Origin of the sequence: Pseudomonas sp. REST10 (genome assembly GCF_029542605.1) — a bacterium.
Lineage (GTDB): Bacteria > Pseudomonadota > Gammaproteobacteria > Pseudomonadales > Pseudomonadaceae > Aquipseudomonas > Aquipseudomonas khazarica.
Genome location: NZ_CP035677.1, coordinates 3,674,625 through 3,687,549 on the forward strand (window position 1 = coordinate 3,674,625; position 12,925 = coordinate 3,687,549).

The window sequence follows — 12,925 nt, forward strand, 5'->3', positions numbered from 1 at the left end:
CCTGCTGGACGGCGCGCATTATAGAGATAGCACCTTGCCCACCCAACCCCGAAAGGCAGGTCAGCCGTCGGTCGGCGCTATGCCGCCGGCGCGTGAATGCATCCGCCCAGGCGCCGGATGACCTGATTGGTAACGACTTTTGCTTTAAGATGGCCAGCCTTCACGCCAGCCGCCGCATCGGAGCCGCAATGACCGCCCCCCTCACCCCGACTCTGGAACTCGCCTTCGACCTGATCCGCCGTCCGTCCGTCACCCCGGTCGACGAAGGCTGCCAGGAACTGATGATGCGTCGCCTCGCCGCCTGCGGCTTCGAGGTGGAGCGCATGCGCATCGAAGAGGTGGAGAACTTCTGGGCCCGGCGTGGTGGCGACGGCCCCGTGCTGTGCTTCGCCGGGCATACCGACGTGGTGCCCACCGGCCCGCTGGACGCCTGGCAGTACCAGCCGTTCGACGTGCGCGTGGATGAGGACGGCATGCTCTGCGGCCGTGGCGCCGCCGACATGAAGGGCAGCCTGGCCAGCATGGTCATCGCCGTCGAGCGTTTCGTCGCCGACCATCCGCAACACAAGGGCGCCATCAGCTTCCTCATCACCAGCGACGAGGAAGGTCCGGCGCAGCACGGCACCAAGGCCGTGGTCGAGCGCCTGCGCGAGCGCGGCGAGCGTCTGGACTGGTGCATCGTCGGTGAACCCTCGAGCACCACCCTGCTCGGCGACGTGGTCAAGAATGGCCGTCGCGGCTCGCTCGGCTGCACCCTCACCGTGTACGGCAAGCAGGGCCACGTGGCCTACCCGCACCTGGCGAAGAACCCGATTCACCTGGCCGCCCCGGCCCTGGCCGAGCTGGCTGCCGAGCACTGGGACCACGGCAACGACTACTTCCCGCCGACCAGCTTCCAGGTCTCCAACCTCAACGCCGGCACCGGTGCCACCAACGTCATTCCGGGGGAGCTGAAGGCGGTGTTCAACTTCCGCTTCTCCACCGAATCCAGCGTCGAAGACCTGCAGCAACGCGTCAGCGCCATCCTCGACAAGCATGGCCTGGACTACCACTTGGAGTGGGCGCTGTCCGGCCTGCCGTTCCTAACCCAGCCCGGGGACCTGCTCGACGCCGTGGCCGCCAGTATCCGCAGCGTGACCGGTCGCGAGACCACCCCGTCGACCAGCGGCGGTACCTCGGACGGGCGCTTCATCGCCACCCTCGGCACCCAGGTGGTCGAGCTCGGCCCGGTCAACGCCACCATTCACCAGATCAACGAACGCGTACTGGCCAGTGATCTGGACCTGCTCACCGAGGTCTACTACCAGACCATGGTCAAGCTCCTCGCATGCTGATCTGCCCCCTCTGCCAGACCGCGCTCGAACCCAGCGCCAGCGGCCTGGCCTGCGCCAACCGGCACAGCTTCGACCGCGCCCGCCAGGGCTACTTCAACCTGTTGCCGGTGCAGCACAAGAACAGCCGCGATCCGGGCGACAACCAGGCCATGGTCGAGGCACGCCGGCGCTTTCTCGACGGCGGCCACTACGCGCCGCTGGCCGCACGCCTGGCCCAGCTCGCCGCCGAACGTGCACCGGCTCGCTGGCTGGATATCGGCTGCGGCGAGGGCTACTACACGCAGCAGATCGGCCACGCCCTGCCGGATGCCGACGGCTACGCCCTGGACATCTCCCGCGAGGCGGTCAAGCGCGCCTGCAAGCGTGCCCCGCAGCTGAGCTGGCTGGTGGCGAGCATGGCCCGCGTGCCGCTGGCCGACGCCAGCTGCAACCTGCTGGCCAGCGTGTTCAGCCCGCTCGACTGGAGCGAGGCTGAACGCCTGCTCGCCCCCGGCGGCGGCCTGCTGCGCATGGGCCCGACCCGTGGCCACCTGATGGAGCTGCGGCAGAAGCTGTATGACGAAGTGCGCGACTACGACGACGAGAAACACCTGGCGCTGATCCCGGCGGGCATGCACCTGGCGCACAGCGAGACCCTGCAGTTCCCCCTGCACCTTGCGGAGGCCCAGGCCCGCGCCGATCTGCTGGCCATGACCCCGCACGGTTGGCGCGCCAGTGCCGAACGCCGCGAGGCGGTGATCGCCACGCCCTTCGAAGTGACCGTCTCCATCCGCTACGATTGGATCGTCAAAACCCCGAGCATCAGCTCTCAGGACTAGAAGCCATGCGCCAACCCGATATCGAGATCTACCTGAAAGACGCCGAGCGCGACGCCGTGGCCCAGTGGCTGGGTGCAGCCCTGGGGCCTTGCAGCGACTGGCAGCAGAAAGGCCAGACCTTCAAGTGCAAGGCCGGCGAGGTACCGGTGACCTGGCTGCCCAAGGCGGTGGGCAAATGGCACAGCCTGTACCTGGAAAGCGACGCTACGCCCTGGGCCGACGACCTCGCCTGCGCCCGCGCCGCCTACGCCGCCCTTGGCGTGCAGGTTCGCTGCGCACCCGGCACCTGGGTCGAAGATGAAAGCGATGAAGAGGCCGACCGCTGGATCAAGGTCGATGCCGATGGCGAGACCGAGATCGTCTGGCGCACCGAATGAACGCGGCCGCCCAGCGGCCTGCTGATGACCCTCGCCCATTCATGAGAGAAGGTGCCCGAAGTGCGGGATAGGCTCAGGCGCCCCACATCACGGGCTCCTGCATCGCCCCCGTAGCCCGGATGCAATCCGGGACCAGAGCGACGCATTCCCCGGATCGAGCTCAGGCTAACGGAAATCCGGCCTACCCCAGAAACGAAAAGGCCCGTCGATGACGGGCCTTTGCATTGGAGTCTGGGGCTCAGACCGCAGAGACGTCTTCCGCTTGCAGGCCTTTCTGGCCCTGGGTCACACCGAACTCGACCTTCTGGCCTTCGACCAGGGTGCGGTGACCTTCGCCACGGATGGCGCGGTAGTGAACGAACACGTCCGGGCCGCTTTCGCGCTGAATGAACCCGTAACCCTTGGAATCATTGAACCATTTGACGGTTCCGGTCTCACGATCTGCCATTACCAACTTCTCCAAACTCGCTATGTTTTTATTGTCCCGAAGGCGCTTTGACGGCTCGGTAAAAACGTTCTTCTCAGCGTTCGCCAACCCCGGCAATTCGAGCATGGAGCAGGTCAAGCGAGTAGCGTTCTTGCTGCAGCCGAAGGCCGAGTATAAAGCATGAATTGTGACTGAAAAGTACTTTTTTGGAGCCACCCCGCCACCTGGAAAAATGCGCTGTTCAGAGCGTTTTTGTCAGCTTTTGGCCAGCAGATCGCGCAACTTCTTCATCAACCGCTGCGCCTGTTCGACGTCGAGGCGATAGGCCCAGTCAGGGCGCGCGCTGACTTCCTCCACCTTGAAACCTTCACGCGCCCCCAGCGTCAGCCAGTACTGTTCTCCCTGCCGGTACAGGGCGCCGGCAAGCTTCTGCCCACCGAAACCACTGAGGCTGAAACGCAGCACCGGCGGCTGTTTGAAGCCCACCTGGTCGAGCGGCGCGGCATCAGCGAACTGCAGGCTGGAGAACAGCGTCGCCACGCTGTTGGCCGCGCCCTCGAAAGCGAGCTTCTGCGTTCCGGCCAGTTGCTCGACGGCAAAGTTGTACTGCTTGGCATCGGCCCGGTTCAGGGTGAGCACCTCGCCGTCGGCATGGCGCAGCTCGATGCGCTGGATATCGGTGTAGGGAATGTCACTGATGCGCCGATCCAGCCAGTCCAGCTCGCGCGGCGGTACGTTCAGCTGGCGATCGATCAACCAGACCTGGTCCTCTCCAGCCAGGCGCACCAGTTGCCCGGCGCCTTGCTGGGCTGCCTTGCCCAGGCGCAGACCGAGGTCGGGGTGGCCGTCGAACTGCAGCTTCAGGCGCACTGCCTGCTCACCCTCCGCGCCTTGCTCGGCCAGGCCCAGGCGCGCGTGCCACTGCGCATTGGCGGTCTTGGCCTCCACCTTCCGCGCCTCGCGCAGCGCCCGCAGCAGGTCGGCCAGTACCTGCCTTGCCGCCGGGTAGTCGGCCTTCGCCGGCACCACCCAGTTCTCGCCGTGACGCTCGATACGCACCGGAGGCTGGCCCGGCGCCTCGATGTCCAGCGCCTGCAGGCTGCCCAGGTAGTCCTGCTGCGCGGCCAGCCATGGTGCCTGTTCGACCGGCGCGGCGGCCTGCTGCTGGTCATGCCGCAGCGCCAGATAGCCCAGCGCGCAGAGCAGCGCGATGACGAGCAATGCGCTCAGACCTTTCTTGCCCATGAAACCCTTCCCCCTTGAATGAGATGGAGCCGCGTGGAGCGCACCGATGCCTCAGAGGCGGTGCGCCCGCCGCGCCCTTGCGGAAACCTGTCGTTTGCTGGCGGCGCTGCTACCCCCGGATCGCAGCTGGGCCACGAAACCCTCGGTGTGTGGTGGATGCCGCTTCCTGCATCCACCACAGCGGTGGATCGGTGAAGCGTGATCCACCCTACGCATCACCCCGGATCGCAGCCGGGATACGAAACCCTCGACGTAGGGTGGATGCCGCTTCTTGCATCCACCACAGCGGTGGATCGGTAAAGCGTGATCCACCCTACGCACCGCCCCGGATCGCAGCCGGGATACGAAACCCTCGACGTAGGGTGGATGCCGCTTCTTGCATCCACCACAGCGGTGGATCGGTAAAGCGTGATCCACCCTACGCATCACCCCGGATCGCAGCCGGGATACGAAACCCCCGGCGTAGGGTGGATGCCGCTTCTTGCATCCACCACAGCGGTGGATCGGTAAAGCGTGATCCACCCTACGCACCGCCCCGGATCGCAGCCGGGATACGAAACCCTCGGCGTAGGGTGGATGCCGCTTCCTGCATCCACCACAGCGGTGGATCGGTGAAGCGTGATCCACCCTACGCACCACCCCGGACTGCAGCCGGGATACGAAACCCTACGCCCACGCGTTGCAGCGCCTAGGGTCGCGCTGGCCGTCAGGCCTGACGACGCCGGCGCCACAGCCACAGGGCCAGGACCAGCAAGGTCAGCAGCGCCGGCACCAGGCCGATGTTGAGCACCTTCAGGGTGCGTCCCAGCGCCTCGATATCGGCGTTGAGCTGATAGCGCACGTCACGCAGCTCCTTGCGCAGCTCCAGCTTCTGCTGGATGAAGCGCTGCAGCGCGGTCTGCTGTTCCGGGGTCAGCTCCAGCGCCTTGTTCGGATCATCGCTGCGTTGCAGCGCGGCCAGTTGCTGCTCGGTCTCGGTCAGGCGCGCCTGCAGTGCCTGCTCCTTGTCACGCAAGCGCTGCTCGGCCGCCCGCTGCAGCTCCTCCACCACCACGAACGGACGGCTGAAACGACCACGCGAACGCACGCTGATCAGCGCCTCGGAACCGCTCAGGTTGTCCAGCGCGTTGATGACGAAGCTGCCGTTGTCAGCCCAGGGTTGCGGCATGCGCTGGCCGAAGAATTCCTGCACCTGCACCCACAGGCGATCGCTGAGGATGTCGGTATCGGCCACCGCGATGACGTTGATGTTGTCGGCCTGCTTGAGGCCATCCTTGCGCCCCTCGATACCGTCGGGGAAGGCGCTCTGCGCCGGGCCATCGACCCGCGCGGCAATGGTGTAGCGCTCACCGGTCGGCTCCAGCTCACGGATCAGCTCCTCCGGGTTGCTGAGCATGGCGAAACGCTGGGCATCGAAGGGCATGGCGTACTCGGAGCTCTGCATCAGCGGCGTGAAGTGGCTCTTCGCCCCCTCCAGCGGTTCGAGGATGCCGGCCGTAGCGACGGTGATGCTCTCCAGCCCGGCCGTGGCGATATCGGTCTGGTCCAGCGCCTTGCGCGGCAGGCTCAGCCAGGCGGCATGACGCACCGGGCGCTGGCCCTGGCCCATGTTCACCGACATGGCATAGGCACCATCGCCCAGCACCTTGTCCGGGACCATGCGCAGGCCCCAGGCCTTGAACAGCGGCTCAAGGCTCGACGCCTTGTCCACCGCCACTTCACCGGGCATCTCGCCGCTGTCGGCCTCCGCGTAGGGGTCGACGAACACCATCAGCTTGCCGCCGCGCAGCACGAACTGGTCGATGGCATAGAGCGTCTGTTGCGGCAGGTTCTTCGGATGCACCAGCCAGAGCACCGAGACCTGGTCGGGAATCTGGTCGACATCGGCCTTGAGGTTCTCGATCTTGAACAACTGGCGCACCTGCTCCAGCACCATCCATGGCGGCGTCGGCTGGCGCGCCATCATGTCGAAGCCACCGGTCATCGGCAGCCCGGACAGCACCCCGACCACCGGCAGTTCGGGTTTCGCCAGGGTCTGCACCAGGCGGCTCAGCTCGTACTCCAGGTGCTCCTCCTGATCCAGGGCGAAGAACGGAATGACCTGGGTGTCATCCAGCGAATTGGTGCCCGCCAGGCCGAAGTAGACCGAGTCGCCACCCTGCTGCAGCGGAATCCCCTGCAGGCCGTACTCGGCCGCCTTGTCCTCGTCCTCGGAGAAGGGCTGAGGGTCGATGATGTGCAGGCGGATCTTGCCGTTCGCCTGCGCCTGGTAGGCCTTGAGCATCTCCTCCACGCGCTGTGCGTAGGTACGCAGCGCCGGCAGGTCCTTGGCCACCTTGTCCGAGTAGAAGAAGTACAGGTTGATCGGCTCGTCCAGCTCACCGAGGATCTGCCGGGTGCCGTCGGAGATGGTGTAGAGCTTCTGCTCGGTGAGGTCCAGGCGCGCACCGCCCAGGCCGATACCGGCCAGCAGATTGAAGGCAACGAACGCCACCGCGATCAGCAGCAGCCCGGCGCCGGAATAGATCAGCTTTTTCATGGGCGCTCCTCAGTCGGCTTTCTTCAGATCGATGACCACCGCGGTGGCGGTCAACCAGGCAGCGATCAGCGAGAGGAAATACAGCAGATCGCGCAGGTCGATCACACCCTTGCTGATGGCATCGAAGCGCACCAGGAAACTCAGCGAGGCGACGGCGTCCACCCACCACTGCGGCGCCCAGGCGAAGGCATCGAGCACCATCGGAAAGCCGCTGACGATGAACAGGAAGCAGGCGCTGACCGCGAGGATGAAGGCGATCACCTGGTTCTTGCTCAGCGCCGACATGCACGAGCCGATGGCCAGGTAGGCCCCGGCCAGCAGCCAGCTGCCGAGGTAGCCGGTGATGATCGCGCCGTTGTCCGGCTCGCCCAGGTAGTTGACGGTGATGATCATCGGGAAGGTCAGCAGCAGCGCGATGCCGGCGAACACCCAGGCCGCCAGGAACTTGCCGGTGACCGCCTCGAAGCGGGTGATCGGCAGGGTCATCAGCAGCTCGATGGAGCCGGACTTGCGCTCCTCCGCCCACAGGCGCATGGCGATCGCCGGCACCAGGAACAGGTACAGCCAGGGGTGGAAGTTGAAGAAGGCCGAGAGGTTGGCCTGGCCGCTCTCGAAGAAACCGCCCAGGTAGAAGGTGAACACCCCGGACAGCACCAGGAAGATCACGATGAACACATAGGCCAGCGGCGTGGCGAAGTAGCTCGCCAGCTCGCGCTTGAAGATCACGGGCAACTGGGTCATGGCTGCTCTCCTCGGGTCAGGCTGCGGAATACTTCATCGAGCCGACCGCGTTCCACGTTGAGCTCCCTGACCCTCCAGCCGCGCTGGGCGATCAGTGCGTTGACCTGCGGGAAGATCACCTCGCCCGGCTGCGCCAGCACGCTCAGGCTGTGCTCGCGCGGGTTCTCCTCGACCCCGGCGACACCGGGCAGCGCCGCCAGCGCGGCCGGGTCCAGGGCCTCATCGGCTACCAGCGTCACCGCCTGGTGGTAGCGCGAACGGCTCTCCAGTTCCAGCGGCGTGCCATCGGCCAGCAGGCGGCCCTGGGCGATGACCACGGCGCGGGTGCAGAGCGCCGTGACTTCTTCGAGGATGTGGGTGGAAATGATCACGATCTTGTCGCGGGCCAGGCCCTGGATGAGCTGGCGCACCTGATGCTTCTGGTTCGGATCGAGGCCGTCGGTGGGCTCATCGAGAATCAGCACGCGCGGATCGTGCAGGATCGCCTGGGCCAGGCCGACGCGGCGCTTGAAGCCCTTGGACAGCGTTTCGATGCTCTGCTCCAGCACCGCCTGCAACTCCACCTGGGCCACGGCATGCTCGACCCGCAGCGCCTTCTCGGCACCACGAAAACCGCGCACCTCGGCGATGAAGGAGAGGAAACCGCGCACGCTCATATCGCCGTAGCACGGCGCGCCTTCGGGGAGGTAGCCGATCTGCCGCTGGGCCTTGAGCGTCTGCGTCTGGATATCGCAGCCGAGAATGCTCGCCGTGCCGGAGGTCGGCGCGAGAAACCCTGTGAGCATCTTCATCGTGGTGGATTTGCCAGCCCCGTTGGGGCCGAGAAAGCCCAGCACTTCCCCTGGCTGGACACTGAACGACAGGTCATCGACTGCCGTGTACTGCGCAAAACGCCTGGTCAGGTTTCTTATTTCGATCATGGCCTCTCACCGTCGCGAAAACGCCCGAGTCCCGCGTAACCACCGCGAGAACGCAGGCCGCAAGAACGCCGGGCAAAAGCGCACGCCCGGACGAAGGCATGACAACCCTCATCCGGGAAAGTTCAGCGGCCCCGCATACCTCGGCAAAATGCGTCAGGCGAGGTTCAGCCTGCTCGCCCGATACGGCTCGGGCGAGTGCTCGTGACGGTCGTTGCAGCCGTTCCGAAGCCTGCCTGCGAGCGGCCCAGCACCGTGATTGCCGGGCAGAGGAGACGCCCGCCCCATCCCCTGCGCAGAGAACCTGCTAGGCTCAGCGCCCAGACCAACCTCGGAAAGCATTCACGGATGAATAATCAGACGCCTCGTTCGAAAGGGCTGCGAGCCTTCAATGCCCTGTGCGCCACCTGCCTGATCGGCGCGCTGATCTATCTGCTGACGATGGGCGTGCACGCCGTTGCCGTAGCCGCCATGCTGGTTTCCATCGCCGCAGCGGCTGTCCCGCTCACCTGGGGCGACGGCGGCATCCTGGAGGTGGTGATCGGGACGGTCGAGGCGATCATCGATGGACTTCTGGCCCTCATCGAGGGGATGATCAGCGTCCTCTCCGGCCTGTTCAGCTAGCGCCCCCGAGCACGACCGGAGTCACCCGCCGCGCCGGAACCCGGCAAGGCAACTCCCTTCCAGCGCATCAGCGCTACTGAATGGACAGGCGTCAGTCCGTAAAACGCCAGACATGCCCGTAACCGTCGACGTGACATCCGCTGACTCACTGGAAGTTGCACTCGCAAGATTGAACCGCAAGGTAAGCGCCGAACTGGGCCGCCGCTGGTACAAACGGCGGTTCGGCTACTTCGAGAAGCCTTCGGCGCTACGCCGCAAGCGCAAGCAGATGGACAAACTGGCCATCGCCTCCGGCGGCGGCCTGTGGCTGAAAATCGGGCTGAAGGAGCAGTTCTGCAGACATGCTGGCAGTGGCGTCGGCCGCTGACGTCGGTGCAGGCGCACTCGCTCAACCCGGTGACTTGGCCTAACCTCGATAGCGCACGCTCGCTTACCCCCAAGGAAGCCACATGAACGTCAAACGGATCATTGCCAATCTTCACGCAGCGCAACCAGCGGAGGTGGATGAGTTCTATCGGCTGATCCTGGGCCTCGAACTGGTCATGGACCATGGCTGGATTCGCACCTATGCCGGTTCCGAGAGGATGGCGGTGCAGGTCAGCTTCGCCAGCGAGGGCGGCTCGGACACGCCAGTGCCCGACCTGTCCATCGAGGTGGATGATCTCGACGAGGCGTTGCGGCGTGTCGCGGAACAGCGGATTCCCATCGAGTACGGGCCGTCGCATGAGCCCTGGGGCGTTCGCCGTTTCTACGTCAGGGACCCGCTCGGCAACCTGATCAACATCCTCCAGCATGTCTGAAGCGCCTCTGCGCGCGTCGAAGATCGAGACCCTGAACATGTTCATACCCCTAGCCACTGCGGTACTGCTCGGCCTGGCGACGCCCCTGGCCCATGCTGACGACTCGAACCCGCCTGACGGGCTGCTCAGACCCAATGCCGAGGAAGCCGCGGACGTGATCGCGGCGCTGACCGGGCTCGAGCAGATGCGTGCGGAGATGACCGTGACGCTCGGCACCTGCGTGCCTGCACTCGAGGCGCAGCACCCTGGGCAGATCGCCTGCACCTTCGCCCTGAAAGTCGGTGCAGGCAGCTCGGAATCACAAGCGGACTTCTACAAGATCGACGACGCATGGCAGGCTCAGCCAAGCGTCTCCCAGGACCTGCTTCCATTTCCTGATCCGGCCCTCTAATGTGGCTGCTCGCGGCCCTGGCGGAGCCTCTGCGGATTCGCCGGGCGGCCGCGTAGACAGCCACGTTCCAGCCAATCAGCAGGCACCCCATGAATCTCGAAACAGCCGTTGCCTTTTCCGCCGTGGCCGGCATCGCAGTCGTCAGCCCCGGACCGGCGATCCTGCTGGCGTTACGCAATGGGCTGAGCTTCGGCGTGCGGGCGGTGGTGTGGTCGTCGCTGGGCAACATCATGGGCCTGTTCTGCCTGTCCGCCGCGGCGATGCTGGGCCTGGGGCTGCTGCTCAAGTCATCGGCCCTGCTGTTCAGTGTCGTCAAGGTGCTGGGCGCCATGTACCTGTTCTACATCGGCCTGCGCCATCTGCTGGGGCGTGCCTCGCTGCTCCAGGTGGAGGCCAGCCAAGCTGCCGAGCGCCGCGCCTACAGGCCCTTTCGACTCTATCGCGAAGCGCTGTTCATCGCCGCGTTCAACCCCAAGCCGATCCTGTTCTTCACCGCGCTGTTTCCACAGTTCGTCGACACCCGTGAGCCCTTGCTGCCGCAGTTCTTCATCCTCACCGGGATATTCATGCTGCTGTCGTTCATCACCCTGGTCGCCTATGCCTCGCTGGCGGCACGGGCCAGGCAGGCGTTGCAGCGCCCCTCGTTCGTGACCTGGGTGAACCGGGTATTCGGCAGCGTGTTCATTGCCTTCGGCGCAGCGCTCCTTGCGCTGCGGCGTTAGAACAGAGGCCCTCGACGTCCGGACAGTAGCGCCCTACTCCGGCGCGCAGTGAAAGCGGTTCTTGCCGGCGTGCTTGGCCACGTACATGGCCTGGTCCGCCTGTTTCAGCAGGTCCGCGCCATTGTCGGCCTGCAGCGGATACAGGGCGGCACCCACGCTCGCCGATATGCGTGCCGGATGGCCGTCCAGGTCGAACGGCTGCGCCAGGACATCCAGCACCTTGAGCGCCACCGCCGCGCAATCCTGGCGGCTGTGCAGGCTGGCGAGCAGGATGCCGAATTCGTCACCGCCGAAGCGCGCGACCATATCGCTGCTGCGCACACAGCCTTCCAGGCGCCTGGCGGCCATCTGCAACAGGCAGTCGCCTGCCGTATGGCCGTGGCGGTCGTTGATCGCCTTGAAGCCGTCCAGGTCGATATACAGCACGGCGCACAGCTGCTCCTGATCGCGCACCGCGTCGAGCGCCTGGTCGAGCCGCTGGCGGAAGCGGACCCGGTTGGCCAGGCCGGTCAGCGCATCGTGCTGCGCCTCGTGGGACAGACGTGCCTCCAGGCGCTTGCGCTCGGTGACGTCCTGCGCGACCAGCACCAGGAACGCCGGGTGGCCCTGGCGCTTGCGCACGACGCTCACGGCCTCGCACACCCAGAGCAGCGAGCCATCCTCGCGCCGGTAGGTCTTCTCGATCTCCGGGGAAAGCGCGCCGCCGTCGCTGGCCAGCTGCTCGCGCAGGAAAGTCCGGGCGGCGCTGGCCACCTCGGGGTCGCTCAGGTCGAAGATGTTGCCGCCCTGCAAGCGCTCGGGCGGGCGTCCGAGCATGCGCGAGAAGGTCTCGTTGACACGCAGGATCCGGCCTTCGGGGCTGATATGGGCAATGCCCATGGCCGCCTGGTGGAAGGTCGCGCGAAACAGCGCTTCGCTGCCTTGCAGGGCATCGGTCGCCGCGCGCTGGCGGACCAGCATCAGCGCCAGCACGCCGACGAACAGCATCACCACCAGGGAGACACCGACGGCCGCCAGCAGATAGGTGGTGCGGCGCTGCAGGGTCGTGGCCATTTCCTCGTCGTAGGCCGTGGCCACGGTGACCATCAGCGGATAGTCGGCCATGCTGCGGTAGCTGACGATACGGGCGACGCCATCGAGCCCCTGGCCGCTGTCGTAGAAGTCATCGGTGCGGCGCTGTTTCTGCCGCTGAAACCAGGCCAGCGCCTCGCCGCTCAGGCCGAACTCGCTGCGTGCGCCGATCTTGCGCGCGCGCACCACGCCATCCAGACCGCCGAGTTCGAGCAGCCCCTGCGCGCCCAGGTCGACCTGTTGAAAAAACTGCGTGACGTCCTGCGGACTGATGGCCATCACCACCACCCCGGCGAAACGGCCGTCCGCGTGCTCGATACGCAGCGACATGGGGATCAGCCAGCGCTTGGACACACGCCCGAAGACCGGCTGGCTGATGAACAGGTGGTCGATGCGCGCATCGCGTTGCGCAGTGAAGAATTCGCGATCGGCGTAGTTGACCGGGCCGGTGCTCCGGCTGCTGCTGACGATGTCGCCATGCTCGTCCACCACGCTGATGATGGTGAACATCTCCTCGCGGATCACTCCCTCCTCGACCCAGCGCCGCAGGTCGATCGCCCTGCCCTGCAGGCGGTACTGCTCGCGCACGAACGCCGCCACCTGCTCGGCCGCCTTCAGCGCGCGGGACACCTGCTGCTCGAAGGCGATGGCCAGACTGGCATTGGCCTTCATTTCCGCCGCCAGTGCCTGCTCACGCTCGAAGGCGATGCGCTGCAGGGTGATCAGCCAGACAACCAGAATGAAAACGCTCGCCAGTACGACCAGCAGGTTCAGGGGCGTTGCGGTTCGAGGGCCTCTGGCGACGCGTTCAGGTGCGTCACTCGGCTGTCTGGGCGGGGTCATCGCCTTGTTCTCCAGGGCATCCACGGGCTGTATCCTGCTAGTCGTTGGGCGAGGAGCACGCCCCTGAAACCCGCTA

General features: G+C 65.8%; 14 protein-coding genes. 8 read left to right on the plus strand and 6 right to left on the minus strand.

Annotated features, from left to right (window positions below):
• The first annotated feature begins 188 nt into the window (after nt 1-188).
• Genes dapE through EWH21_RS17325 form a run of 3 tightly spaced genes read left to right on the plus strand, consistent with a single transcriptional unit; the run spans nt 189 to nt 2,529 of the window.
• A complete protein-coding gene (gene dapE, locus EWH21_RS17315; RefSeq protein WP_277698920.1) occupies nt 189-1,334 on the plus strand; it encodes a succinyl-diaminopimelate desuccinylase in 1,146 nt (381 codons plus the stop codon).
• Nucleotides 1,328-2,152, plus strand: coding sequence for a putative RNA methyltransferase (locus EWH21_RS17320; RefSeq protein ID WP_037053699.1), 825 nt, complete (start codon nt 1,328-1,330; stop codon nt 2,150-2,152). The genes dapE and EWH21_RS17320 overlap by 7 nt, the downstream gene beginning before the upstream one ends.
• Nucleotides 2,153-2,157: 5 nt before the next feature.
• Nucleotides 2,158-2,529 carry a hypothetical protein gene (locus EWH21_RS17325; RefSeq protein WP_047592131.1) on the plus strand — a complete coding sequence of 124 codons (372 nt, stop codon included), beginning with the start codon at nt 2,158-2,160 and terminating at the stop codon, nt 2,527-2,529.
• Nucleotides 2,530-2,767: 238 nt separating this feature from the next.
• Here EWH21_RS17325 and EWH21_RS17330 read toward each other — a convergent pair whose 3' ends face one another.
• The 5 genes from EWH21_RS17330 to EWH21_RS17350 form a co-directional block, all read right to left on the minus strand.
• On the minus strand, nt 2,768-2,977 hold the full coding sequence (locus tag EWH21_RS17330) for a cold-shock protein (protein ID WP_024308925.1): 210 nt from the start codon (nt 2,975-2,977) through the stop codon (nt 2,768-2,770).
• A 234-nt stretch (nt 2,978-3,211) separates the two neighbouring features.
• Complete coding sequence (locus EWH21_RS17335) at nt 3,212-4,201, minus strand: DUF4340 domain-containing protein (protein ID WP_277698921.1); 990 nt, start codon at nt 4,199-4,201, stop codon at nt 3,212-3,214.
• 706 nt (nt 4,202-4,907) lie between these two features.
• A complete protein-coding gene (locus EWH21_RS17340; protein WP_277698922.1) occupies nt 4,908-6,740 on the minus strand; it encodes a Gldg family protein in 1,833 nt (610 codons plus the stop codon).
• A 9-nt stretch (nt 6,741-6,749) separates the two neighbouring features.
• The gene (locus EWH21_RS17345; protein WP_037053684.1) at nt 6,750-7,481 is read right to left on the minus strand and encodes an ABC transporter permease subunit; all 732 of its coding nucleotides are present in this window, start codon (nt 7,479-7,481) and stop codon (nt 6,750-6,752) included.
• Entirely contained in the window at nt 7,478-8,401 is a 924-nt protein-coding gene (locus EWH21_RS17350) for an ABC transporter ATP-binding protein (RefSeq protein ID WP_047590538.1), read from the minus strand. Before EWH21_RS17350 ends, EWH21_RS17345 begins: the two co-directional genes overlap by 4 nt.
• Before the next feature lie 345 nt (nt 8,402-8,746).
• Between EWH21_RS17350 and EWH21_RS17355 the strand changes: the two genes are divergently transcribed.
• The 5 genes from EWH21_RS17355 (at nt 8,747) to EWH21_RS17375 (ending at nt 10,935) form a co-directional block, all read left to right on the plus strand.
• The gene (locus EWH21_RS17355; RefSeq protein WP_277698923.1) at nt 8,747-9,022 is read left to right on the plus strand and encodes a hypothetical protein; all 276 of its coding nucleotides are present in this window, start codon (nt 8,747-8,749) and stop codon (nt 9,020-9,022) included.
• Between the two features lie 112 nt (nt 9,023-9,134).
• The gene (gene rpsU, locus EWH21_RS17360; RefSeq protein ID WP_277698924.1) at nt 9,135-9,389 is read left to right on the plus strand and encodes a 30S ribosomal protein S21; all 255 of its coding nucleotides are present in this window, start codon (nt 9,135-9,137) and stop codon (nt 9,387-9,389) included.
• 82 nt (nt 9,390-9,471) lie between these two features.
• Nucleotides 9,472-9,822, plus strand: coding sequence for a VOC family protein (locus EWH21_RS17365; protein WP_277698925.1), 351 nt, complete (start codon nt 9,472-9,474; stop codon nt 9,820-9,822).
• Nucleotides 9,823-9,859: 37 nt separating this feature from the next.
• Nucleotides 9,860-10,213, plus strand: a complete 354-nt coding sequence (locus EWH21_RS17370) for a hypothetical protein (protein WP_175254549.1) — start codon at nt 9,860-9,862, stop codon at nt 10,211-10,213.
• 89 nt (nt 10,214-10,302) lie between these two features.
• Nucleotides 10,303-10,935, plus strand: a complete 633-nt coding sequence (locus EWH21_RS17375; protein WP_037053676.1) for a LysE family translocator — start codon at nt 10,303-10,305, stop codon at nt 10,933-10,935.
• 33 nt (nt 10,936-10,968) lie between these two features.
• On the opposite strand, the gene EWH21_RS17380 is transcribed toward EWH21_RS17375, so the two are convergent.
• Nucleotides 10,969-12,873: a diguanylate cyclase gene (locus EWH21_RS17380; protein WP_277698926.1), complete on the minus strand. Its 1,905-nt coding sequence runs from the start codon at nt 12,871-12,873 to the stop codon at nt 10,969-10,971.
• Nucleotides 12,874-12,925: the final 52 nt, after the last annotated feature.